A 23,032-nucleotide genomic window follows, 5' to 3' on the forward strand; every position below is an offset into this window, starting at 1 on the left:
GTACAACGACCGACGACGCTGCCCGGCAGAGAGTCATGTACGTCATGACCGCAGGAAAGGACTCCGCACTGTGAGTACAACGACACCGGCCGGCCAGCAACCGGCCCGCCGCCGACTGCCCAGGTTCCGGGTGAACCTGCGCCAGTACGGCATCCTGGCCGCTCTGGCCATCATCGTTCTGCTGTTCCAGATCCTGACCGAGGGCAGGCTGCTGCTCCCCGGAAACGTCAACAACCTCATCCAGCAGAACGCCTACGTGCTCATTCTGGCGGTGGGGATGGTGATGGTGATTATCGCCGGCCATATCGACCTCTCAGTGGGTTCGGTGGTGGCCATGGTGGGGGCGATCGCGGCGATCTCCACGAACCAGTGGGGTTTGCCCTGGTGGGCCGCCGTGATTCTCGCCATCCTGGTGGGTGCCCTGGTGGGTGCCTGGCAGGGGTTCTGGGTGGCGTTTGTGGGAATACCCGCGTTCATTGTGACCCTCGCGGGCATGCTGATCTTCCGTGGGCTCACCCTCGTGCTGCTCACCGGTGGCACGATTAACGGCCTGCCCGAGCAGTTCACCGCCATCGGTGCGGGCTGGCTGCCCGGCTGGTTTGGGGAGCTCGGCGGGCGTGATGTGCTCACCCTGGTGCTGGGCGCGCTGGCCGCCGCGATGCTGGTGCTGCAGCAGGTGCGCAGCCGGGCGACGCTGCGCAAGCTGGATCTGCCGCGCGAACCGCTGACCTCGTTCTGGTTGAAGATCGGTATCTCGGCGCTCGCGATCCTCGCGTTTACCTGGTTGCTGTCCGACTACAACGGCACGCCGATCATCCTGATCCTCCTCGCGCTGATCATCCTGATCTACACGTTCCTGCTCAACCGCACCGTGTTTGGTCGCCATATTTACGCGATGGGTGGCAACCTGTTCGCGGCCATGATGAGCGGTGTGAAAACCCGCTGGGTGAACTTCTTCATCTTCGTGAACATGGGTGTGCTCGCGGGCCTCGCCGGCGTGGTGAGTACCGCGCGTGCCGGGGGAGCGGTGGCCTCGGCCGGTCAGAACTATGAGCTCGATGCGATCGCCGCGGTGTTCATCGGTGGTGCCGCGGTGCAGGGCGGCGTGGGTACCGTCGTGGGTGCGGTGATCGGTGGCCTGGTGATGGGTGTGCTCAACATGGGTCTCTCCATCCTCTCGGTGGATGCCGCCTGGCAGATGACCATCAAGGGTCTGGTGCTCCTGTTGGCCGTGGCATTCGATATCTTTAACAAACGACGTGCCGGGGGCCGCTAGCCGCGACCGCCCGACGCACCATACGGCAGAAGGGGGATCCGGCACGATGGCCGATTCCGGGTCCCCCTTCTCTCGCCGTGCACTGCCCGCGGGAGACGGCTCGACGCCGGTGTTGCGCGGTGGCACGAGTAACGATCAGCTGCGCCGATACAACCTCTCCGCGGTGATGACCCTCGTGCACCGTCTTGGCGGGGTGAGCCGGGCCGAACTCACCCGGCTCACCGGCCTCACCCGTTCCGCCATCGGCGGTCTCGTCGCCGAACTCACCGAGCTGGGGCTCGTTGTCGAGATGGCACCCGCGGATGAAACCGGTCGGGTGGGCCGCCCGAGCCTGCAGGTGATGCCGGATGAGCACCTCGTCGCGATCGCGGTGGCCCCGGATTCCGATGCGATCACGGTGGGTCTCGTGGGGCTCGGCGGTGAGGTGATCCGTCGGGTGCGCTATGACACGATGCGGGTGCCGAGCGTGGCCGATACGGTGAAGATCACGCAGTCGGTGATCGCGGGCATGCAGCATGAGATCAGCGGCCGCTATCGCGTGGTGGGGGTGGGGATCGCCGTTCCCGGCCTCGTTGCCTCGGCGAGCGGTCGGGTGCTCCTCGCCCCGCAGCTGAACTGGCACGACCAAAACCTCACCGAGCCGCTGCAGCGCGCGCTCGGCTATCCCGTGTATGCGGGCAACGATGCGAGCCTCGGCGCGCTCGCCGAAACCCACTTTGGTGCCGCCCGCGGTGTGCAGAACCTCGTGTATCTCAACGGAAGTGCGCGGGGAATCGGCGGGGGCCTCATCATCGACGGCACCGCGGTGCGCGGCACGGATGGCTACGCGGGGGAGCTCGGGCATACGCTGGTCAATAGCGCGGGTATTCAGTGCCACTGTGGGCGGATCGGCTGCCTCGAAACCGAGGTGAACCTGCCGCGTCTGCTGAAGGTGCTGGGCCTTCGCCGAGCCGATCAGGACGAGCTGGACGTGGCGCTGGGTATTTCGCGCGACCCCGCGGTGCACGCCGAGGTGCGTCGCCAGATCGACAGCCTCTCCGAGGCCATCTCCAACTTTGTAAACCTCTTCAACCCGGAGATGGTGGTGCTCTCGGGGTTCCTCGGCTCGCTCCTCACCGTGGGCCGTGAGCGCCTGACCGAGTCGATCCGGGTGCGCTCGATGAGCAGCCGCGCCCGCCAGGTACGGATCGAACGGGCCGAGCTGCGCTCGCGCCTCCCAATGGTGGGTGCGGCCGAGGTCGCGTTCGCACCGATCCTCGCCGACCCCGCGGGCCACGCGGCACCGCGCTAGGCGCTACTCCCCGTCGAACAGGCCGGGCAGCGAGTAGCCCTCAACGTCATTCCAGGGGATGTCGAGGTCGTCCATTTCGAGCTGCCAGTCGGCATCCGGGAGGGCACGGCGGAGTTCGGTAAAGGCGTGCAGCCAGTGGGCGAGCGCCGCGGTGGTGGACTCTGGGGCGTCGAGTGGCAGAGCGGTGGAGCCGGAGAAGATCGTGGGCGGGGTGTCTGGTTCAAAGTCGATGAGTTCGTGGTCAAACGGGAACTCGAGGTTTTGCCGGGTCACGATCTCCTCAATCGCGGCGTTCTCCACCGCGGTGATCGGATGCGCCCGTGTGATGCTGTAGTACAGCGAGATACTCATCTGCGACTCACCTTCCGGGCCCGCAACCAAACCGACCCCTCAATTCACGTCAGTTTAGCTTCGCCTCCGAACGGATTCTAGGGTGGTGCCGATCTGAGCCGACGCCGCGACGCCCTCATCCCCGGGGACGATAAATCGGGGTCCCGGGCCGTTGATGCGGGGATTCTGATGGACGCCCCGTACGCTTAGGGGGTGAGTGCGTACGATTCCCCCGCGGCAGCCGAAACCCATCCCCATGCGGATGGCGGCGGCGCGGACCCCACCCTCGCCTTCGCGCGCGCGATCCCGACCGTGTACGCGGCCGAGGCCATCGTGGATCTCGAGGCCATCCGGCACAACATCCGGACGTTCCGCGCGCACTATCCGCAGGGCAAGATCATGGCCGCGGTCAAAGCGGACGCCTTTGGACACGGTGCCCCGGCCTCGGCGAAGGCCGCGCTCGAGGGCGGTGCCGATCTGCTCGGGTTTGCCCGGCTGAGCGAGGCACTGCAGCTGCGCGCCACCGGCGAGGAAGCCCCGATGTTTGCCTGGCTGAACGACGTGCCGGACTTCGCCCGGCACGCCCGCGCCCACGACATTGACATCAGCGTTTCGGGCCTGGAAAACCTGCGCGCGGTGGCCGCCGAAGACACCGGCGTCAACGTACACCTCGAGGTCGAAACCGGCCTCAACCGCGGCGGAACCGTCGCCGCCGAGTGGGCCGTTCTGGTGGCCGAGGCCGCGCGCTTCGAAGCCGAGGGTGCCCTGCAGATTCGCGGCATCTGGTCGCACCTCTCGCACGCCGGCGATCTCGACGCCGAGCGCACGCGGGCGCAGTCCGATCGTCTCCAGGAGGCCATCGCGATCGCGCGGGCCGCGGGGCTCAACCCCGAGTTCACCCACCTTGCAAACTCCAGCGGCGTGAGCCTGATCGATCCCGCCCTCTACAACATGGTGCGCCTCGGCGCCGGGGTCTACGGCATCGACGAGGCCGGCATTGGCCTGCGCCACGCGATGACCCTCACCGCCCGCGTCATGCAGGTCAAGCGTGCGTTCGCGGGTGAGGGAGTCTCCTACTCCCACACCTACACGCTGGAGCGCGACACCACGCTCGCGCTCATCGCCGTGGGCTACGCCGATGGCCTGCCCTGGGCGGCCGCGGGCAAGGCCGAGGTGTGGCTCGGAGGAAAACGTCGGCGCGTGGCCGGGCGTATCTCGATGGACCAGATTATGGTGGATCTCGGAGACGACGCGGTCGTTGAGGGCGACACCGCGATCCTGTTCGGGCCGGGTAGCCAGGGCGAACCCACGGTATCCGAGTGGGCCGCCTGGGCGGGTACCCTGGAACACGAGATTTACTGCGGGATTGGCGCCCGCATCAAACGCCGCTACATCAACTGAGGAGCACCACCAGCATGAGTACCCCCGCAGAAAACCCCGCGTTCCCCCACCGCGTAGCGGTCCTGATGGGCGGCATTAGCGGCGAACACGAGGTGTCGCTGAAGAGCGGCGGCGGTCTCGTGGCGGCACTCGAAGAACTCGGTGCCGAGGTGCTGAGTGTGCTCGTCACCCGCGAGGGCGAGTGGGTCGCCGGTGAGGTGTACGGCCTGATCGACGTGCTCGCGCTGCTGCGCGATGTTGACGTTGTGATCCCCGCCTTCCACGGCGTCGGCGGTGAGGACGGCACCGTCCAGGGCCTGCTCGAAACCGCGGGCATCCGCTACGTGGGTGCCGGTGTGGGCGCGAGCGCCATCGCGATGGACAAGTGGTGGGCGAAGACCGTCGTGGCCGATGCGGGTATTCGTATCGCCCCGGGCCTGCGCCTCGACCCCACCGACGTGCCCGCGGCGATCGACGACACCGACGCCCTGCTCGCCCGCCTGGCCGAGCGCGGCATCGCCCTGCCGGTCTTCGTCAAGCCCAACCGTGGCGGCTCCTCGATCGGGGGCACCCGGGTTACCGATGCCGCCCAGCTGCCGGAGGCCCTGGCCCTCGCGACCGAGGGCGGCGACGCCGTGCTGATCGAAACCGAGATCGTGGGTCGCGAGATCGACCTCGGCCTGCTCGAGCACGCCGACGGCACCCTCGAGGTAGCGCCGGCGCTGGAGATCGACGCCGACCCCAACCAGCCCTTCTTCGACTACGCCGCGAAGTACACCAGCGGCGGCACCAACTTCACGGTGCCCGCGCACCTGCCCGAGGAGGTGGCCGCCGATCTCGCCGATCAGGCCCGCCGCATCTTCCGCGTGCTCGGTGGTCGCGGCCTCGCCCGCATCGACTTCTTCCTCGACGAAAACGGTCCGATCTTCAACGAGATCAACACCCTGCCCGGGCTCACCGCGCAGTCGCAGTACCCGCGGATGTGGGCGGCGACCGGCCGCAGCTACCCGGAGATCGTTCGCGTCCTCGTCGAGCGCGCACTCGCGGAGGGCTAGCCGCGAGAGGGGCATTCCTCGGCGAGTACATAACTAACGTTATGCTGAGCGCGGGCAGAGTGCCCAGACTCGGGGGCAGTAATCAATGTCGATTCACCAGCAACGTGCAACACCGATATTTCGGGCGCTGAGCGCGCTCACACTGGGTTTTCTTACGCTTGGCCTCGGCGGATGCGCGATGAGTGAGGCGGCCCGGATCGAGGCGCACAACGCTCGTTTCCCCTCCGTCGCTGAATCCGAGCTCGGTATCAACACCGAGAACACCGACGAGGACGATGGCTATGTTCCCCCGGTGGGCGGCGAGGTACTGCTCCAGGTGCAGCAGACGGGAAAGCAGAACTTCTCGTTTGGGTCTCTCAACTATGAGCACGTGTCCTGGAAGATCGAGTGTATGCGCAGCGCCGCATACTCGATCACCCTCAGGTATTCGGGTGAGTCATCTCCGTCGGCACGGTCGGAAGGGAAGGACTGCGCGTCGGGCGATACCCTGTTCCGCAGCCCCCTCCTGGTTGCCGATAAGACCGTCGCCCTCGAGGACACGGGAGACGGCATGAGCGTCTACGTGCCCTCCCGAGCGAATACCGCCGACATCACCGTGGATGTGCCCCGCGGGGTCGCCTACCTCCTCACCGTCTACATCGGGTAGGCGCGAGACGGGCAGTACTCCGCATTTCCGCGGCTCGCCTTCGGCGCGGGAGCGGGCGAGGGGGTTAGTCTGAGGGGGTCATGAAACGCACCCCGGTCGCACTCCTCGCCGCTCTCGAAGCCCTCATCGCCCTCGCCATCAGCGTGGGCGTCCTCGTGGTTCCGGCCACCCTGATCTGGGCCATCGGCACCGGTTTCTCCGAGTTTTGGGCGCTGTTCTGGCGCACCTCGGTGGACTTCTGGCTGCTCGGGCACGGCGTTCACCTGAACGTGACGCTCTCCCCGGAGACCGTCGCACCCTTCGGGCTGCCCGGGGCGAGCGCGCCGTTTGTGCTGTCACTGGCTCCCATCGCGATTACCGCCCTGGTGATCTGGCTGGCGTTCCGCAGCGGCACCCGCTCGGCGGATTCCGGGCATCCGATCACCGCCCTGATCGCCGGTACCGTGACCTACGCGCTGCTCTCCTGCGGCGTGGTCTTCACCTCGGGCAGCGAACTCATCAGCACCGATCGCGTGACCGGGCTCATCTTCCCGCCGCTGGTGTTTGCCGCGTCAATGGCGCTGGGCCTCGTGGTTGCCCGCTACCGCGCGGGGGAGCGCATCCCCTTCGACACCCTGCCCGAGCGCCTCGGCGAACCCCGCCACACCATGGTGTTTGCGGCCCTGCGCGCCGGGGCGCTGGCCTCGGGGGCACTGATCGGCGCGGCCGGGGTGCTGGTCGCGATCCTGCTGCTCGTCAACTACCCGCTGATCATCGGCCTCTACGAGAGCACCGAACTCGGGGTGGGTGGCGGTGTCGTGATCACCCTCGCGCAGCTGCTCTACCTGCCCACGCTCGTGCTGTGGGCCGCGGCCTGGCTGATCGGCCCGGGCTTCGCTGTGGGGGCCGGCAGCGTGTTTTCGCCGCTCGGCACCATCGCCGGACCGCTGCCCGCGGTACCGGTGCTCGGTATTCTGCCCTCCTCGTCGAGCCCGCTCACCTGGATCCTGTTGATCGTGCCGCTGCTCTGCGGTTTCCTCGCGGGGCTGTGGATCCGTCGTAGCCGGGTCGAGAGCGGAGAGCTCTCGCTCGGCGAGGGCGCGATCACCGTGGCCGGATCCGCGGTGGTTTCCGGAATCATTCTCGGCCTGCTCGCCTGGTTTGCGGCTGGGGCATTCGGTCCGGGCCGCCTCGCGGAGATGGGGCCCACCGCCTGGATCGTCGGCCTGGTTTTTGCGGGCGAGATTCTGCTCGGCGGGTTGGCCGGTCTCGTCTCGGGTCGCGCCGTCACCGCCGTGGAAAACGCGCAGACCAGCGGTTTTGCCGACCGGATCGGCACCCGCTAACCGCCACCGCGTTTTCGCAACGCTGCACGGGCGTGCACCCGCACCCCGGGTGGTTTTTGCCCCGCGTTTCGTGGCGGTAGACTCATCGGGTGCTCTCACTCGTTGTGCTGATTTCCGGGACCGGCTCGAACCTTCGGGCGCTGCTTGAGGCAACTCGCGAACCCGGATATCCGGCGCGCGTGATCGCCGTCGGTGCCGACCGCGACGCCAGTGGTCTGGAGCACGCCCGCGAGTTTGATATCCCCACCTTCACGGTGCCGTTTCGCGAGTACGCCTCGCGCGAGGAGTGGGGCACCGCGCTGCTGGCCGCGATTTGTGAGCACACCCCGGATCTCGTGGTCCTCAGCGGCCTGATGCGCCTGGTGCCTGACAACGTGGTTTCCGCGCTGTCCCCGAACCTGATCAACACGCATCCCGCCTATCTGCCCGAGTTCCCCGGTGCGCACGGTGTGCGCGATGCGTTGGCCTCCGGTGCCGACCAGACCGGGGCGTCGATCATCGTGGTGGATAACGGCGTGGACACCGGATCGATCATCGTGCAGGAGCGCGTCGCGATCCTCGCCGATGACACCGAAGAAAGCCTGCACGAGCGCATCAAACCGGTGGAACGCCGGCTGCTCGTGGACACCGTTCGGCGCATCGCCGACGGTCTGGATTTATCCGCACGATAGACAACCAAACACTAGGAGCACCCATGGCCGGCCCCCGTCACGATGCACACCTGTACCGAAACCGCGATCACGTCCCCGTCCGCCGCGCACTGATCTCGGTCAGTGACAAGACCGGCCTGCTGGAGCTCGCCGCGGCGCTCGCGGCCCAGAACGTGGAGATCGTCTCGACCGGTTCCACCGCTCAGACCATCCGTGATGCCGGCCACACCGTGACCGACGTTGCCGCCGTCACCGGATTCCCCGAAGCCCTCGACGGCCGCGTCAAGACCCTGCACCCCGCCGTGCACGCCGGCCTGCTCGCCGACCTGCGCCTGGAATCCCACGAGGCGCAGCTCGCCGAAATGAACGTTGCTCCGTTTGAGCTCGTCGTGGTCAACCTCTACCCGTTCGTTGAGACCGTGGCCTCCGGTGCCGTGGGCGATGACGTGGTCGAGCAGATCGATATCGGTGGACCCGCGATGGTGCGCGCCTCCGCGAAGAACCACGCCAACGTCGCAATCGTGGTCTCCCCGGACTCCTACGCCCGCGTGATCGAAGCCGTCACCGCCGGTGGCACCGATCTCGCGCTGCGCCGCGAGCTGGCCGCCCAGGCCTTCGCCCACACCGCCGCCTATGACACCGCCGTTGCCGGCTGGTTCGCCGCGAACGCGGATGACGCGGCCGCGTTTGCCGAGACGCTGACCATCCAGGCCGAGCGCCAGGGTGTGCTGCGCTACGGCGAGAACAGCCACCAGGCTGCAGCCCTCTACTCGCGTGCCGGCGGGCACGGCATCGCCCAGGCCGAGCAGCTGCACGGCAAGGAGATGAGCTACAACAACTTCGTGGACGCTGACGCCGCCGTGCGCGCCGCCTACGACTTCGTCAACCCGGCCGTCGCGATCATCAAGCACGCCAACCCCTGCGGTATCGCGGTTGCTAACCCCAAGGCTCCCGACGCCATCGCCAGCGCCCACCAGCGCGCCCACGAGTGCGACCCGGTGTCCGCCTTCGGTGGTGTGATCGCCGCCAACCGCACGGTCACCCTGAAGATGGCCGAGACCGTCAAGGAGATCTTCACCGAGGTTCTCGTTGCTCCTGACTTCGAGCCCGAGGCCCTCGAGGTGCTGAAGACGAAGAAGAACCTGCGCCTGCTGCGCCTGCCCGAGGGTTTCACCCCGGAGACCAGCGAGTTCAAGCAGATCTCCGGCGGCCTGCTCGTGCAGGAAGCCGACCGCTTCGGTGCCGATGATGTGGACGCCACCTGGACCCTCGTCACCGGCGAGCCCGCCGATGAGGACACCCTCGCCGACCTCCGCTTCGCCTGGAAGGCCTGCCGCGCGGTGAAGTCCAACGGTATCCTGCTCGCTCACGCCGGTGCCTCGGTGGGCGTGGGCATGGGTCAGGTCAACCGCGTGGACTCCTGCCACCTCGCCGTCGACCGTGCCGGTGAGCGTGCGGTCGGATCCGTCGCCGCCTCCGACGCCTTCTTCCCCTTCGCCGACGGCCTCGAGGTGCTGCTGAAGGCCGGCGTGCGCGCCGTCGTTCAGCCCGGTGGTTCGGTCCGGGATGAGGAGGTCATCGCCGCCGCGAAGGCCGCCGGCGTCACCATGTACTTCACCGGAGAGCGTCACTTCTTCCACTAAGCACGTGGCGTGAAATGAGCGGCTGGCAACGATGTGAGTATCGTTGCCAGCCGCTGTTTTGTGCGCTTTTCCGTGTTGTGAGATGCGGGTTGCAGCCGGCATACTCGAATCAGCTCCGATTGTGACTGGCTTAGCGTTTGCCGCTGTCGGCCATCCTGCTGTGCGCGGTGATTGGAGGACGAGTCTATATACGGTCAATTGCGGGTGAAGAAATGATCTGCTCACCACCACTCACTAAGGGAGAGAAAATTTGGATTCCACTACGTTCATTTGGATTGCAGTTATCGGTGTGGTTGTGCTGATTAGCGTTGGCTTTTTCACCAAGAGCAAGAAATAGGTTCGGGTTACTCCCAACGAGAGCGTTCTTACCGGACGTGATTCGCTGAGCTCGTCGTGAGGTGCCAACTCAGACGGTCTCGATAAACGCTGCCGCTACTCCATGATGTTTGCCACCAGGCTGGCGACGTGGGCCGCACGCTCGGCGCGGGTGCTCGGCCGGCCTGGGACGTCCGGGCGCTGCTGCCACGGCAGGGGGCCGGATTCGGGGCGGTACTCCACGCCGAGGGCATCCAGGCGCGCGAGATGCTCGCGCAGGCGGCCCTCGAACTCCGTCAGGTCGCCGCCGGTACCCCAGAGGGTTTCGGCCAGGGCGCACAGGCGGGGGAATGCCGCATAGTCGACCGCGCGGGTGGACGACAGATGCTCGGTCCAGATGTTGGCCTGCCCGCCGAGGATCAGCGCGGCCTGCTCCGGGGTGGCCTCCGGCGGTACGGGGGAGAACGCGTAGACGTCGGCGACGCTCAGCGGCACGCCCACCTGGATGGGCTCCTCGGGCATCTCTGACTGCCGGTAGTCCAGGTACACCTGCTCATCCGGGCAGGAGACCACCGGGAAGCCGCGGCGGATCGCGGTGCGGGCACCGGTCATTCCGCGCCAGGAGGCAATCACCGAGTCCGGATGCGGGTCGCCCTCGAGCAGCTCATCCCACCCGAACGGTCGCCGACCGCGGGCAACGATGTGGGTCGAGAGCGCGTTCAAGAACCAACCGTGAAGCGCGTGCACGTCGGGCAGCCCACGCTCACGCACGAGCTCATGGGTGCGTGCGTCGGCCTCCCACTGCTCGGTGGGGCACTCATCGCCACCGATGCCGATGTGGCTGCTGGGGAAGAGATCCATCACCTCGTCGAGCACGTTGCGGAAAAACTCGACGGTGGAATCCTCGGTGTTGAGCACATTGGGGTTGATGCCCCAGCGGGTGAAGACCTCCAGGTCCGGGCCGCCGCGGCCGGAGGCGTCCACCCCGATACCGAGCTCCGGATACGCGGCGATCGCCGCCTGGGAGTGCCCGGGAAGGTCGATTTCCGGAACCACGCTGATGTGCCGGGCATCCGCGTAGGCCACAATCTCACGGATATCATCCTGCGTGTAAAAGCCGCCGTGCGGGCGGCCATCTCCCGGGGCATCCCGAACCGGGCCCCGCTGCGACTCGCGCCGCCACGCCCCCACCTCGGTGAGCTTCGGGTAGCGGCGAATCTCGATCCGCCAGCCCTGATCCTCGGTGAGGTGCAGGTGCAGCACGTTGAGCCGGTGCAGCGCCATCAGATCGATGAACCGCAGCACATCGGCCTTGGGCATAAAGTGACGGGCCACATCCAGCATCACCCCGCGCCAGCCGAACGTGGGGGCGTCCTCGATGCTTACCGCGGGCAGCAGCCACTCGGTGTCCGGCGCAATGACCGCGGTACGGTAGGCGGCCACCGGGAGCAGCTGACGCAGCACCTGTGCGCCATAGAACGCGCCGGCCGGGCCCCCCGCGTCGATCGCCACCCCCGAATCGGACACCCGCAGACGATACGCCTCGGCCCCCAGCGCGGTGTCGTGACGGAACACAACTCCGTGATCCGAAGAGTCAGCGCTGCCGTTCGCGTCGGCCGAGTCCAGATCCAGGCCGGTCGCTGGGCGGAGCACCTGCTGCAGCCAGCGCGCCGCATCCCTCAGCGCGGGATCCGCGGCAATGCGGGTCGAATCGGTGAGCGTGTAGCTCCCGGCGTCCGGCTGGCTGATTGAACGAGGCTGGGGGAGCAGAGCGGTCATGACGGTAGCCAACCACATCGGACCGGTGGACTTCGAGTGTTTGGGTGAAAATGGCCGAACACGATCCCCAGAGCGTCCCCCGAGTTGCGGACACGCCGGACAGCGCGCATTCGGGGCTTGAAATAAAACGAAACCTGACGATATCCTGTAAGGCTGCTCGCCGGGACCCCGGCGTCACCTTCGACCACGCGTGACCCTTCCACGTGGCGACGCCGTTTTCGACCTTTACGGGTACGCATGTCTGAACGTTCTGTTATTTCCTCCCTGTGGCGCCTGCGTGAATACGCACGGCCCGCACTACCGCGCCTGGCGCTCGGCGGCGTTGCCGGGCTATTCGCCGGGCTCCTCGCGCTCGCCATCCCGCTGGTGCTGCGCGAGCTCGTGGACGGCCCGCTCGCCTCGCGCGACACCGCCCTCATCATCGGTGCCGCCGGCGTGGTGCTCGGCCTCGGTGTGGCCGAGGCCGCCACCATCGCCGTGCGCCGCTGGCTCGTGCTCACCCCGGGAACGCACGTCGAAGCCGCCATGCGCAACGCCATGTACGAGCGTCTGCAGGACCTCCCGGTGTCCTTCCACGACCGCTGGCAGTCCGGCCAGCTGCTCTCCCGCCAGGGCACCGACCTCGGCCTGATTCGCCGCTGGCTCGCCTTCGGCCTGATCCTGCTCTTCGTGAACGTGGTCACGATCATCGCCGGTACCGCGGTGCTGTTCACCTGGCACCCGATGCTCGGCGGAATCTTCCTGCTGATCTCCGTCCCGATCTGGATCTACGGCTTTGCGTTTGAAAAGCGCTACGCCGTGGTTGCCCGCCTGAGTCAGGACCAGACCGGTGACCTCGCGACCGCCGTCGAAGAGTCCGTACACGGTATCCGCGTGCTCAAGGCCTTCGGCCGCGGCCGCCACGCCCTGCGCGGATTCACCCGCCAGGCCGAGGCGCTGCGCGGCACCGAGATCAACAAGGCGAAGGCACTCGCCGGTATCTGGCTGTGGCTCGTGCTGCTGCCCGACATCGGCTTCGCGCTGTGCCTCCTCGGCGGAATCTGGCTCGCCAGCCAGGGCCAGATCACCGTGGGCGAGCTGTTCGCGTTCTTCGCCACCGCGACGATCCTGCGCTTCCCGCTGGAATCCATCGGATTCCTGCTGGCGATGACCCTCGACGCGCGCGCCGCAACCGACCGCTTCTTCGAGGTCATGGACGAACCGATCGCGCTCGCCGACCCGGCCGAGCCGAAGTCGATCGAGGTACCGCGCGGACGCCTGGAGTTCGACGACGTTCACTTCCGATTCCCGGACGCCCCCGCAGACACCGCGGATCTCCTGGACGGGGTGTCCTTCGTGGTCGAACCCGGCCAGACCGTGGCCGTCGTGGGCCTGACCGGTTCGGGCAAGTCCACCATGACGGCGCTCGCCTCCCGCCTCTACGAGGTGACCGGCGGATCCATCCGCCTCGACGGGGTGGACCTCCGCGACCTCACCCGGGACGAGGTATACACGTATCAGGCGGTCGCGTTTGAGGAGCCCACGCTCTTCAGCGCCTCGATCCGCGACAACATCCTGCTCGGTAGAGACGATACCGAAACGGATCCGGAGGCCGCGCAGCGCGCGCTCGACCGGGCCCTCAACGTGGCCCAGGCCGACTTCGTGCACCGCCTGCCCGAGGGTGTCGAAACCGTGGTCGGGGAGGAAGGCATGAGCCTCTCCGGTGGCCAGCGTCAGCGCGTAGCCCTCGCCCGCGCCCTCGCGACCGACCCCAAACTGCTGGTGCTGGATGACCCGCTCTCGGCGCTGGACGTCAACACCGAGGCCCGCGTGGAGGAGGGGATGCGCCGCGACTACGGCCAAACCTCGACCCTGATCGTGGCCCACCGCCCCTCCACCGTGCAGACCGCTGACCGGGTTGTCCTGCTTCACGAGGGTCGCATCCACGACACCGGAACACACCGAGAGCTGCTGGAACGCAGCGCCGAATACCGATTTGTACTGTCCAGCCTGGACGAGGAGAACACCCGATGAGCGACAACAGCGTGCAGGGGGTCAGCGGCGAGGAACGCTCGACGCTGACCGCCGAGGAATCCGCACGTATCCGCAAACGATCCCTGAGGCTCCTGGGGGAGCTCGTGCGCCCGGTGCGGGCGCGGGTCATCCTGACCATGGTGGTCGTGATCCTGTCGACCGCCGCCCAGGTGGCCGGCCCCGCCCTGATCGCCTACGGGCTAAACACCGCGCTCCCCGCGGTGCTCGATCGGGCCGACTGGATGCCCGCCTACCTCGCGGTGGGTGCGCTCCTGGCGTCCGGTGTCATCGGCGCGGTGCTGATCTCCTGGTACACGATTCTGAGTGCCCGGGTGAGCCAGGCGATCCTGCTGGATCTGCGCCTGCGCGTGTTCGCGCACACCCAGGACCTCAGCCTCGACTTCCACGAGAGCTACACCTCGGGCCGCATCATCTCGCGCCAGACCAGTGACCTCGACGCCATCCGGGAGCTCCTGGACTCCGGCATCAACCAGCTGGTGTCCGGCGTGCTCTACATGTCGTTCACCGCGGTTGCGCTCGTGCTGCTCGACCCCACCAGCGCGCTCGTGATCGGCATCGCGCTGATCCCGCTGTTCCTGCTCGGTCGCTGGTTCCAGCGGCGCTCGCAGGTGCTGTTCCGGCAGCAGCGGGTGGCCTCGGCCCAGACCATCGTGAAGTTCGTCGAGACCATGACCGGCATTCGCGCGGTGAAGGCGTTCCGTGCGCGTCGCCGTAACGAGGCCGACTTCGGCGGCAAGGTCGAAAAGCTGCGCGGCATCAACGCGAAGGTTATCGGACTGTTCGGAATCTTCGATCCGGGCCTGATCCTGATCGCCAACGTCTCGGTGGCGGTCATCGTGCTCGTCGGCGGCCTGCGCGTGGCCAGCGACACGATTGCGATCGGAACGCTGCTCGCCGCGGTGCTCTACGCGAAGCGATTCTTCGACCCGGTCGAGGACATGGCGATGTTCTACAACTCGTACCAGTCGGCCGCGGCCGCGCTCGAGAAGATCTCCGGTGTGCTGGAGGAGGAGCCCGGTGTTCCCGCTCCGTCCACACCGGTGAGCCTGACCGCCGCGCGCGGTCACCTGGAGTTCCGCGAAACCACGTTCGGCTACGGAAACGGCGTCGAGATCCTGCCGAAGTTCAGCCTGGACATCCCGGCCGGGCAGACCATCGCCCTGGTGGGAGCGACCGGTGCGGGCAAAACCACGCTGGCCAAGCTGATGTCCCGGTTCTACGACCCCACCTCCGGCGAGGTCACCCTCGACGGCGTGGATCTGCGCGACCTCGACGACGTGCACCTGCGCGGGGCGGTGGTGATGGTCACCCAGGAGGCGTACCTGTTCTCGGGCACCATTGCCGACAACATTGCGCTCGGAAACCCCGATGCCACCCGCGAACAGATCATCGCGGCGGCACGGGCGGTGGGTGCGGATGCCTTCATCGAGGCGATGCCCGCCGGTTTCGATACCGACGTCAACAAGCGCGGTGGCCGGCTGTCGGCCGGGCAGCGCCAGCTGGTGTCGTTCGCGCGTGCGTTCCTCGCCGATCCCGCGGTACTGCTGCTGGATGAGGCCACGGCCTCGCTCGACATCCCGGGTGAGCGTGCGGTTCAGAACGCCCTGCAGACGCTGCTCGCCTCGCGGACGGCCGTGATCATCGCGCACCGCCTGTCGACGGTCGCGATCGCCGACCGCGTGCTCGTGATGGAACAGGGCCGGATCGTGGAGGATGGCACCCCCGATGAACTCATTGGTGGGACCGGGCGCTTCGCCAAGCTGCACGAGGCCTGGCGGGACTCCCTGGTCTAGCCCGGGTCGAAATGACGAGGGGGTGTTCCCCGCGGAAATCCGCGGGGAACACCCCCTCTAAGTGTGCTGTTGACTACCGGGGAGCGATCTGTGTCTCGCCGTAGTAGTTACCGAACGCCTGGAAAACCGACCAGTCCTTGCAGAGGAAAACATCCTTGGGAACCTCGGTGGGCCACCAGGTGTCGTTCAGATCCGGCGGCGTGGGGCGCGGACCGGTGGTGCAGGCGCCCTCGGCCAGGCCCTTCTCGGTGTGGAACGTCAGGAGCGTTCCCGGCCGAGACTGGTGATACTTAATCCGGATGTCGGTGGCATCGTCGGGAATCCAGCTGGTGTCGGCGAGCTTCGCGGCCTCGGCGGCGAAGTCCTTATAGGTGGGGTAGATCGCGGAGGTTGGTGAGGAGACGAGTCCTCCGATCGCGCCGCATCCGGTCAGGCCGGTGATCCCTGCCACGACGAGCGCGGCAAGGGGAAGAATACGTGCTGGAGACCAAACATGTTGCATGATTCCATTACAACGCTGTTTCCTGTGTGCAACATCGCTCCGTGGCGTGAGAGCGGTCACCCTCGGGGATGACATCGCGGTGAACATCACCAAAAACCGCGGGAACAAGCGGGATTCGCGCGTTGCGGGTGCCCTCAATCCAATTGCAACGATTCGGTAATGATTTACCGAAGGGGGTTCCCATGTTCCCCATTTGGGGGACCGGATTCGACAGGCCTGTCGCCCGGTCGGAGGGCATTTTTCTGAGGCCGCAGAAACGCGGCCGCGGCGGGTCGCGTATCGGCACCGGTTCCGCGCACCGGGGTACCCTCGCTGAGCCAGTGCGACCGGGCCCTGGCTTGCAGCTCGGCGGGGAGCGTGCCATCCGCGCGCACCACCCGCCACCAGGGTAGGTCGTCGCCCTGGCTCGCAAGTATCTTGCCAACCTGCCGAGCGGCGCGCGTGCCGAGGGCCGCGGCGATTCCGCCGTAGCTCATGACGCGGCCCGCGGGGATCGCGAGTGCCACCACGTACACGCCCTCCAGGAACGCCTCGGCGTCGGTGATCTCCGGGATCGGGAGCGAGGCGAAGTGCGCGGCCGCGCCGGTGTCACCAGCACCGGCAGGCGCCCTGCGCGCCGTCGTTTCGGGAGATGCCTCGGGCACCTAGGCCTCGGGCACCTAGATGGTGCGGCGGGCGAGAACCTCGCCGTAGGCGGTTTCGCCGACGGCGACGAAGCCGACCTGGCGGAAGAAGACATCGGGGCCGAGATCGCCGGGCTCGTAGATCACGGTGACGTGGTCGAAGCCGCGCTTGCGGGCCTCCTCGGTCAGGGCGTCCACGGCGAAGGTGCCTACACCGCCGCCCTGGGCGCCGGCGTCGACGTTGATGCGCCACAGGATGCTGCGGAACTCCTCGCTGGGGGAGTTCTCGTCGAAGCTGGCCTGTACAAAACCCACCACCTTGTCATCGCGCAGCACGACGCGCTGCCAGGTGGTGGAGGGGTCGGTCACGGCGGCGGCGACGGAGTAGGACACGGGCGCGATGAACTGCTCCTGCCCGGGCTTCAGGGTCAGGGCGTTTACCGCGACGATGGTCGTGGCCGAAAGTTCCTCAAGGCGTAGGTCGGTCATATCCCTAGGGTAGCCCCACCCTCCCGGCATGGGTAGCCCAGTGCCCGAATACACACGTTTGCCCAGGTTTGGCGCGTCGAGCGTCGCCGATCAAAATCCACTCCGATGAGAATCTCTCTCGATGTCGAGATAATTCGCGCGCTCCGGTAAGCTTGCTGGTGGCCGGAACAGGCCCGTTTCTGAGGAGCACTCTTATGAGCAAAATCAAGGTTGAGGGAACCGTTGTCGAGCTCGACGGCGACGAGATGACCCGCATCATCTGGCAGTCCATCAAGGACACCCTGATTCACCCCTACGTGGACGTGAACCTGGAGTACTACGACCTGGGCATCGAGTCGCGCGACGCGACCGACGACCAGATCACCATCGATGCCGCTCACGCGATTCAGAAGCACGGCGTCGGCGTCAAGTGTGCCACCATCACCCCGGACGAGGCCCGGGTTGAGGAGTTCGGCCTGAAGAAGATGTGGAAGAGCCCCAATGGCACCATCCGCAACATCCTCGGCGGCGTGATCTTCCGCGAGCCCATCATCATCTCCAACATCCCCCGTCTGGTTCCGGGCTGGAACAAGCCGATCATCATCGGCCGTCACGCCTTCGGCGACCAGTACCGCGCCACCGACTTCCTCTTCAAGGGCGAGGGCACCCTGACCGTTGAGTTCACCCCCAATGACGGTGGCGAGCCCCAGAAGTTCGAGGTTTACCAGGCACCCAGCGACGGTATTGCCCAGGTTCAGTACAACCTCGACTCCTCGATCCGCGACTTCGCTCGCGCCTCGCTGAACTACGGCCTGAGCCGCAACTACCCGGTCTACCTCTCGACCAAGAACACCATCCTGAAGGCTTACGACGGTCGCTTCAAGGACATCTTCCAGGAGATCTTCGAGGCCGAGTTCAAGGCCGACTTCGACGCCGCGGGCCTCACCTACGAGCACCGCCTGATCGATGACATGGTGGCCTCGGCAATGAAGTGGGAGGGCGGTTACGTCTGGGCCTGCAAGAACTACGACGGTGACGTGCAGTCCGACACCGTGGCACAGGGCTTCGGCTCGCTGGGCCTGATGACCTCGGTCCTGTCGACTCCGGACGGCAAGGTTGTGGAGGCCGAGGCCGCCCACGGTACCGTGACCCGTCACTACCGTCAGCACCAGGCCGGCAAGCCCACCTCGACCAACCCGATCGCCTCGATCTTCGCCTGGACCCGTGGCTTCGCCCACCGTGGCAAGCTGGATAACAACCAGGAGCTGATCGACTTCGCGAACACCCTCGAGGACGTCGTCATCAAGACCGTTGAGTCCGGCAAGATGACCAAGGACCTCGCGCTCCTCGTCGGCCCGGACCAGGCCTACCAGACCACCGAGGAATTCCTCGCGTCGATCACCGCGAACCTCCAGGCTCGACTGGGCTAGTCGACTGGGCAGTAGCCACACAAAACGACCCCGCCGGATCATCCGATCCGGCGGGGTCGTTTTCGTATCCCGCTAGTTCGTAGGGGTGGGCGTCGGGGTGGCCGGGCTCGGGCACACCTTCAGGAACGCGGCATCGGCGTCCTTCGCCGCCTTTTCCGCGGTGGCGAGCTTGTCGAGGTCGACCTTGCTGGGGTCGCTCTGCCCGGTCTGGAGGACATCGGCCATCGCGGCCGCGGTGGTGGTGAGCGCGAGGCCGGCCGTGCGCACCTCATCGTTGTTGATCGCGTTGAAGGCGTTTGAAAGCTCGATGTTTGTGGCGCGCAGCGTCGCGAAAGCACCGGCCGGATCGGTGGTGGGATCCGTGGTGGAGTTCGCCGGATACGCCACGTTCAGGGCCTCATTCGCCGCCGCGCAGGCCGTCTCCAGGTCTACCGGGGCACCGGTCGGCGACGTGGTGGGGGACGGGAACGGCGACGGTGCCGCCACCGCGGGTGCCGAGGAGGACGGGGCGGCCGGGGTTTCCGCGGCCGTGCAACCGGCGAGCCCGATCACCCCGGCGAGCAGGGCGGGAACGAGGATGAGGCGGCGCGGGGCAAAAGAATACATAACAGCTTTCCGATCGGGTGCTCGGCGAGCGTAGCAGACCGGGCTGTGCCCCGCGCGTGCGTGCGCGGGCAGCGCCGGGCCGCGAACACCGCCTAGCGCGAGAACACCTTGCCCGGGTTCAGGATGCTCTGCGGGTCAAACGCGAGCTTGATCCGCCGCTGCAGCTCGTGCTGGGTGTCACCCAGCTCCTCGGCCAGCCAGCGCTGCTTGAGCACGCCGATGCCGTGCTCCCCGGAGAGCGTGCCGCCGAGGGCGAGGCAGGCCTGGAATAGCGCGTGCGCGGCCTCCCAGACGCGCTCGGGCACCTCGGGACCGTCCACGATGAGGTTCGGGTGCAGGTTGCCGTCTCCGGCGTGCGCGAGGGTCGGAATCGGGATGCCGAAGCGGGCTGAGACCTCCTCGATCGCCACAAACATCTCCGCCAGGCGGGAGCGCGGCACGCTCACATCCTCGATCAGCGGATAGCCGAGGGTTTCGAGCGAGGGGTGCATCGCCCGGCGCACCACCAGGAGGTCCTCGCCCTCCTGCGCGGTGGCCGCGAGCTCGGCGATACCGCCGTGCTCGCGCAGGATGACCAGGGCGCGCTCCGCGGCCTCGCGGGCATCGGGGCCGTCGGTGCGCAGCACCAGCTGGCTCTGCCCGAGCGGCGGGGTGGGGCGGCCGAGGTGGGCGTGCACGGTCGCGAGGCAGGTTGCGTCCAGCAGCTCCATGATCGCCGGGGTGAGTCCGGCGCGGCCGATCGCCACCGAGGCCTCGGCGGCCGCGGTCACGCTCGGGAAGTAGGCGGCGATGGTGTGCAGCTCACCGGGAACGCTGCGGCGCAGACGCACCGTGGCCCCCACGATTACGCCGAGTAGCCCCTCGGAACCCACCATCAGGGCGGTGAGATCGAGGCCGGTGACGCCCTTGATGCTGCGATGCCCGAGGGAGATGAGCGAGCCATCGGCGAGCACCACGTCGAGGGCCAGCACGGCCTCGCGGGTCACACCGTACTTCGCGCACAGCAGTCCGCCGGCGTTGGTCGCGATGTTGCCGCCCACGGTGGAGATCGCGCGGGAGGCCGGGTCCGGCGCAAACCAGAGCCCGTGCTCGGCGAGAATATCGTTGAGGTCGGCGTTGATGATGCCCGGTTCGACCACCGCGAGCAGGTCGGTGTCGTTGATCTCCAGCACGCGCGTCATCCGCGCCGTGGAGAGCACGATCTCGCCCGGTCCGGCGGTCGCGGCCCCAGCGAGCCCGGTTCCCGCGCCGCGGGTGACCACGGGCACGCCGTGGGTGCTCGCCCAGCGCAGGGTGGCCTGCACGTCCGCGACCGTCTCGGCGTGCACCACGCCGAGCGGCGTGCCCGCGGACGCGTAGCCCGAGCGGTCGCTCCGTACGGATTCGAGTGTGGCGGGGGATACATCGAGGCGGTCGCCGAGTACGGCCTGCAGTTCGGGGAGCATATCGGAATCCTACCGAGTACCCCGCCCGCGGGCGTGTTTCAGCGTCGCCGCGTTACCGGTGTGGAGGGGAACCTAGCGGTTCATCGAGCGGAGGCCGTGCACGAGACCCGAGACGGTCGAGATGACCGCGAGGATAACGGCGCCGATCCAGCTTCCGAGGTGCCACAGCGCGAGCGATGCACCGAACATTACGATGATCTCGATCAGGGCGCGGCCGAAGACATCGAAGTTGACCACGGCGCGCGGCGACTGGAACAGTGCCCAGATCAGGACGACGAGCGCGGGGGCGGCGATACCGATGCCGATGTTCCAGGGGAACGGCCAGGAGGTGAACCCCCAAATCGCGACGATAACCACCGCTGCGAGCTCCAGGAAGAGTCGAAGAATATCGTTGGGAGCAAATACGGGGCGAGGGGTTACGTCTGACACCCCGATAGTCTACGTGATCTGGGCACCCGGTCCGGCATCGGTGCCCGCTAGGACAGCCCGAGCGCAAAAAACTCCACCCGCGCCCCGCGCGTACTGTTCTCCGAGGACGACTGGTTGTATGAGCCCGCCTTGAAGTACACGCTGTAGGGGTCGAAGGAGTGCGGGATCGGATAGGTCGAGGTCTGGCCGTTGATGCTCACCCGGAGGACCTGGTCGTCCACGGTGATCGAGTATGTCCAGCGCTGCCCGAGCGGCACCCGGCCGAGCGGGTGCTCGACCTGCCCGCCGTCGGGTGACTTCGCGACGCCCAGCATGATCTGCCCGTCGGCACCGTAGTAGAGCTCGGTCAGCACCTTCGTGGAGGGGCCGCCGGTGCCCAGGTGCACCTGTCCCACGCACACGCGCTTGGTGACGTTCGGAATGGCGACGGTCGCGGAGAGCGTGTGGTTCTCGGTGATCCTCCACTCGGCCAGGGAGCCGTCCGGATTCATCTGCCGCAGCTCGCTGCGCGCATAGTCCGAGTGCGGGGTGGTCACACCCTTTTCTGGCGCCCAGAAGGTCATCGCTCCGTTGTCGCCCAGCGAGAAGTACCGGGCATTCGCGTAGCCGCCGGTGCCCACGAGACGCGCGGGCGAAATCGTGGTGGGGGAGCCCGGTGACCCGGTGGGCAGCTGCAGCTCCCAGTCGGAGAGGTCGAATCGGCCGCCCGGTGCCGCGGCATTCGAAACGGGCAACGTCGACGTGGCGCGTTCCTGCGCCTGGGCGTGGTGTTTCGTGATCGGCGGCGCGATCTGCGGCAGGGCACAGGCCGCCCCCGCGATAATCACCGCCGCCCCACCCAGGGTCAACAGCGCGGTGCGCGTTCTCATCTGAACATCCCATTTCTCGAGCCCGGGCCAGACCTGCGTGCCCGGCGCCCACTCGCAAACCTAGGAAGTCGGCCTTCAAACTGGCTGATGTTTTGATGGGAAATGCCCGCCCTCCTGAAACGCCGCAGCGCGCCACCCCGAGGGGCGGCGCGCTGCGGCGAGAGGCGGGAGCCTAGCGGAAGATGATCGTGCGATCCCCGTCGAGCAGGATGCGGTCCTCGGCAAACCAGCGCACGGCCTGGGTGAGGGTGCGGCTCTCCTCGTCCTGACCGATCGAGATGAGCTGCTCGGGGGTGCGGGAGTGATCCACGCGCACCACGTTCTGCTCGATGATCGGGCCCTCGTCGAGGTCGCTGGTCACGAAGTGCGCGGTGGCACCGATGAGCTTCACGCCGCGAGCGTGTGCCTGACGGTAGGGGTTTGCCCCCTTGAAGCCGGGCAGGAACGAGTGGTGAATGTTGATGGCCTTGCCCGCGAGGGCGGCGCAGAGCTCGGGGGAGAGGATCTGCATGTAGCGCGCCAGCACCACGAGCTCAATGTTGTGCTCCTCCACGGCCTCAAGCACGCGCGCCTCAAAAGCGGCCTTGCTCTCGGGGCCGGTGACGGCGTGCGATTCAAAGGGCACGCCATAGAACTCGGCGAGGTCGCCCAGCACGTCGTGGTTCGCGAGCACCAGCGGAATCTCCACCGGAAGCTGGCCCGCGCGCTGGCGGAACAGCAGGTCGTTGACGCAGTGGCCGGCCTTGCTGGCGAGTACCAGGGTGCGCAGCGGGCGGCCGACGCGATCGAGGGTCCAGGTGGCGTCGAAGCGCTCGGCGATGGGTGCGAGGGCCGCGGCGAACTCGTCGTAGCTCGCGGTGGCCTCGACCTGGAGACGCATAAAGAAGCGGCCGGTGTCGGCGCTCGAGAACTGCTGGCTCTCGGTGATGTTGCCGCGTGCGGCCACGATGGCACCACTCACGTCGTGCACGATTCCGGGCTGGTCGGCGCACACGAGGGTGATTACCCAGTGGTTCAGTTCTGCGGGGGAGGTGTTGTTGGTCACCGCTCTAGAGTATTGCCTGAAACCCATAGATGCGTATTCCGGGCGCACACTGTATCCTGGTATATGGTTCCGGCAGTCCCCGAGAGCCCTGGGCGCGC

Annotated in this window: 21 protein-coding genes; 11 read left to right on the forward strand and 10 right to left on the reverse strand. The window is 67.2% G+C overall.

Going from position 1 to position 23,032, the window contains the following annotated elements:
• Positions 1–70 precede the first annotated feature (70 nt).
• Entirely contained in the window at positions 71–1,276 is a 1,206-nt protein-coding gene (gene mmsB / locus D9V32_RS02405; RefSeq protein WP_121647308.1) for a multiple monosaccharide ABC transporter permease, read from the forward strand.
• A gap of 46 nt (positions 1,277–1,322) precedes the next feature.
• Complete coding sequence (locus tag D9V32_RS02410; protein ID WP_121647309.1) at positions 1,323–2,567, forward strand: ROK family transcriptional regulator; 1,245 nt, start codon at positions 1,323–1,325, stop codon at positions 2,565–2,567.
• Between the two features lie 3 nt (positions 2,568–2,570).
• On the opposite strand, the gene D9V32_RS02415 is transcribed toward D9V32_RS02410, so the two are convergent.
• Complete coding sequence (locus D9V32_RS02415) at positions 2,571–2,918, reverse strand: hypothetical protein (RefSeq protein ID WP_121647310.1); 348 nt, start codon at positions 2,916–2,918, stop codon at positions 2,571–2,573.
• A 192-nt stretch (positions 2,919–3,110) separates the two neighbouring features.
• On the opposite strand from D9V32_RS02415, the gene alr reads away from it, so the two are divergent.
• From alr to purH, 6 genes are all read left to right on the forward strand, one after another.
• Positions 3,111–4,298 carry an alanine racemase gene (gene alr, locus D9V32_RS02420; protein ID WP_121647311.1) on the forward strand — a complete coding sequence of 396 codons (1,188 nt, stop codon included), beginning with the start codon at positions 3,111–3,113 and terminating at the stop codon, positions 4,296–4,298.
• A 14-nt stretch (positions 4,299–4,312) separates the two neighbouring features.
• Positions 4,313–5,332, forward strand: a complete 1,020-nt coding sequence (locus D9V32_RS02425; protein WP_121647312.1) for a D-alanine--D-alanine ligase family protein — start codon at positions 4,313–4,315, stop codon at positions 5,330–5,332.
• Between the two features lie 178 nt (positions 5,333–5,510).
• The gene (locus D9V32_RS02430; protein WP_121647313.1) at positions 5,511–5,978 is read left to right on the forward strand and encodes a hypothetical protein; all 468 of its coding nucleotides are present in this window, start codon (positions 5,511–5,513) and stop codon (positions 5,976–5,978) included.
• 80 nt (positions 5,979–6,058) lie between these two features.
• Positions 6,059–7,303, forward strand: a complete 1,245-nt coding sequence (locus tag D9V32_RS02435) for a cell division protein PerM (protein ID WP_121647314.1) — start codon at positions 6,059–6,061, stop codon at positions 7,301–7,303.
• An 89-nt stretch (positions 7,304–7,392) separates the two neighbouring features.
• A complete protein-coding gene (gene purN / locus D9V32_RS02440) occupies positions 7,393–7,974 on the forward strand; it encodes a phosphoribosylglycinamide formyltransferase (protein WP_121647315.1) in 582 nt (193 codons plus the stop codon).
• 23 nt (positions 7,975–7,997) lie between these two features.
• Complete coding sequence (gene purH, locus D9V32_RS02445) at positions 7,998–9,596, forward strand: bifunctional phosphoribosylaminoimidazolecarboxamide formyltransferase/IMP cyclohydrolase (RefSeq protein ID WP_121647316.1); 1,599 nt, start codon at positions 7,998–8,000, stop codon at positions 9,594–9,596.
• A 432-nt stretch (positions 9,597–10,028) separates the two neighbouring features.
• Here the strand turns inward: purH and D9V32_RS02450 are convergent, their stop codons facing one another.
• Positions 10,029–11,690 (reverse strand): beta-N-acetylhexosaminidase, encoded by a 1,662-nt coding sequence (locus D9V32_RS02450; RefSeq protein ID WP_220700638.1) that lies wholly within the window; start codon positions 11,688–11,690, stop codon positions 10,029–10,031.
• 237 nt (positions 11,691–11,927) lie between these two features.
• Here D9V32_RS02450 and D9V32_RS02455 point away from each other — a divergent pair, with 237 nt between their 5' ends.
• Positions 11,928–13,703: an ABC transporter ATP-binding protein gene (locus tag D9V32_RS02455; protein WP_121647318.1), complete on the forward strand. Its 1,776-nt coding sequence runs from the start codon at positions 11,928–11,930 to the stop codon at positions 13,701–13,703.
• On the forward strand, positions 13,700–15,517 hold the full coding sequence (locus tag D9V32_RS02460; RefSeq protein ID WP_121647319.1) for an ABC transporter ATP-binding protein: 1,818 nt from the start codon (positions 13,700–13,702) through the stop codon (positions 15,515–15,517). The genes D9V32_RS02455 and D9V32_RS02460 overlap by 4 nt, the downstream gene beginning before the upstream one ends.
• A gap of 73 nt (positions 15,518–15,590) precedes the next feature.
• Here D9V32_RS02460 and D9V32_RS02465 read toward each other — a convergent pair whose 3' ends face one another.
• From D9V32_RS02465 to D9V32_RS02475, 3 genes are all read right to left on the reverse strand, one after another.
• Positions 15,591–16,019, reverse strand: coding sequence for a hypothetical protein (locus D9V32_RS02465; RefSeq protein WP_147440375.1), 429 nt, complete (start codon positions 16,017–16,019; stop codon positions 15,591–15,593).
• Positions 16,020–16,183: 164 nt separating this feature from the next.
• On the reverse strand, positions 16,184–16,663 hold the full coding sequence (locus D9V32_RS02470; RefSeq protein WP_245981955.1) for an MGMT family protein: 480 nt from the start codon (positions 16,661–16,663) through the stop codon (positions 16,184–16,186).
• A gap of 15 nt (positions 16,664–16,678) precedes the next feature.
• Positions 16,679–17,131: a GNAT family N-acetyltransferase gene (locus tag D9V32_RS02475; protein ID WP_121647321.1), complete on the reverse strand. Its 453-nt coding sequence runs from the start codon at positions 17,129–17,131 to the stop codon at positions 16,679–16,681.
• 194 nt (positions 17,132–17,325) lie between these two features.
• Here D9V32_RS02475 and D9V32_RS02480 point away from each other — a divergent pair, with 194 nt between their 5' ends.
• Positions 17,326–18,540, forward strand: a complete 1,215-nt coding sequence (locus tag D9V32_RS02480) for an NADP-dependent isocitrate dehydrogenase (RefSeq protein WP_121647322.1) — start codon at positions 17,326–17,328, stop codon at positions 18,538–18,540.
• A 72-nt stretch (positions 18,541–18,612) separates the two neighbouring features.
• Here D9V32_RS02480 and D9V32_RS02485 read toward each other — a convergent pair whose 3' ends face one another.
• From D9V32_RS02485 to purU, 5 genes are all read right to left on the reverse strand, one after another.
• On the reverse strand, positions 18,613–19,146 hold the full coding sequence (locus D9V32_RS02485; RefSeq protein WP_121647323.1) for a hypothetical protein: 534 nt from the start codon (positions 19,144–19,146) through the stop codon (positions 18,613–18,615).
• Between the two features lie 92 nt (positions 19,147–19,238).
• Positions 19,239–20,591, reverse strand: a complete 1,353-nt coding sequence (locus tag D9V32_RS02490) for an FAD-binding oxidoreductase (RefSeq protein WP_121647324.1) — start codon at positions 20,589–20,591, stop codon at positions 19,239–19,241.
• 72 nt (positions 20,592–20,663) lie between these two features.
• Positions 20,664–21,020: a YrdB family protein gene (locus tag D9V32_RS02495; protein ID WP_245981956.1), complete on the reverse strand. Its 357-nt coding sequence runs from the start codon at positions 21,018–21,020 to the stop codon at positions 20,664–20,666.
• Between the two features lie 47 nt (positions 21,021–21,067).
• Positions 21,068–21,889, reverse strand: a complete 822-nt coding sequence (locus D9V32_RS02500) for a polysaccharide lyase family 7 protein (protein ID WP_121647326.1) — start codon at positions 21,887–21,889, stop codon at positions 21,068–21,070.
• 172 nt (positions 21,890–22,061) lie between these two features.
• A complete protein-coding gene (gene purU, locus D9V32_RS02505; protein WP_121647327.1) occupies positions 22,062–22,961 on the reverse strand; it encodes a formyltetrahydrofolate deformylase in 900 nt (299 codons plus the stop codon).
• Positions 22,962–23,032: the final 71 nt, after the last annotated feature.

Origin of the sequence: Mycetocola tolaasinivorans (genome assembly GCF_003667565.1) — a bacterium.
GTDB lineage: Bacteria > Actinomycetota > Actinomycetes > Actinomycetales > Microbacteriaceae > Mycetocola > Mycetocola tolaasinivorans.

Bases quoted from the DNA above. Each gene is read 5' to 3' on its own strand.
- D9V32_RS02410 (WP_121647309.1), top strand. From the start codon at position 1,323: ATGGCCGATTCCGGGTCCCCCTTCTCTCGCCGTGCACTGCCCGCGGGA.
- D9V32_RS02415 (WP_121647310.1), bottom strand. From the start codon at position 2,918: ATGAGTATCTCGCTGTACTACAGCATCACACGGGCGCATCCGATCACC.
- D9V32_RS02425 (WP_121647312.1), top strand. From the start codon at position 4,313: ATGAGTACCCCCGCAGAAAACCCCGCGTTCCCCCACCGCGTAGCGGTC.
- D9V32_RS02430 (WP_121647313.1), top strand. From the start codon at position 5,511: ATGAGTGAGGCGGCCCGGATCGAGGCGCACAACGCTCGTTTCCCCTCC.
- D9V32_RS02435 (WP_121647314.1), top strand. From the start codon at position 6,059: ATGAAACGCACCCCGGTCGCACTCCTCGCCGCTCTCGAAGCCCTCATC.
- purH (WP_121647316.1), top strand. From the start codon at position 7,998: ATGGCCGGCCCCCGTCACGATGCACACCTGTACCGAAACCGCGATCAC.
- D9V32_RS02450 (WP_220700638.1), bottom strand. From the start codon at position 11,690: ATGACCGCTCTGCTCCCCCAGCCTCGTTCAATCAGCCAGCCGGACGCC.
- D9V32_RS02455 (WP_121647318.1), top strand. From the start codon at position 11,928: ATGTCTGAACGTTCTGTTATTTCCTCCCTGTGGCGCCTGCGTGAATAC.
- D9V32_RS02460 (WP_121647319.1), top strand. From the start codon at position 13,700: ATGAGCGACAACAGCGTGCAGGGGGTCAGCGGCGAGGAACGCTCGACG.
- D9V32_RS02465 (WP_147440375.1), bottom strand. From the start codon at position 16,019: ATGCAACATGTTTGGTCTCCAGCACGTATTCTTCCCCTTGCCGCGCTC.
- D9V32_RS02475 (WP_121647321.1), bottom strand. From the start codon at position 17,131: ATGACCGACCTACGCCTTGAGGAACTTTCGGCCACGACCATCGTCGCG.
- D9V32_RS02480 (WP_121647322.1), top strand. From the start codon at position 17,326: ATGAGCAAAATCAAGGTTGAGGGAACCGTTGTCGAGCTCGACGGCGAC.
- D9V32_RS02485 (WP_121647323.1), bottom strand. From the start codon at position 19,146: ATGTATTCTTTTGCCCCGCGCCGCCTCATCCTCGTTCCCGCCCTGCTC.
- D9V32_RS02490 (WP_121647324.1), bottom strand. From the start codon at position 20,591: ATGCTCCCCGAACTGCAGGCCGTACTCGGCGACCGCCTCGATGTATCC.
- D9V32_RS02500 (WP_121647326.1), bottom strand. From the start codon at position 21,889: ATGAGAACGCGCACCGCGCTGTTGACCCTGGGTGGGGCGGCGGTGATT.
- purU (WP_121647327.1), bottom strand. From the start codon at position 22,961: ATGGGTTTCAGGCAATACTCTAGAGCGGTGACCAACAACACCTCCCCC.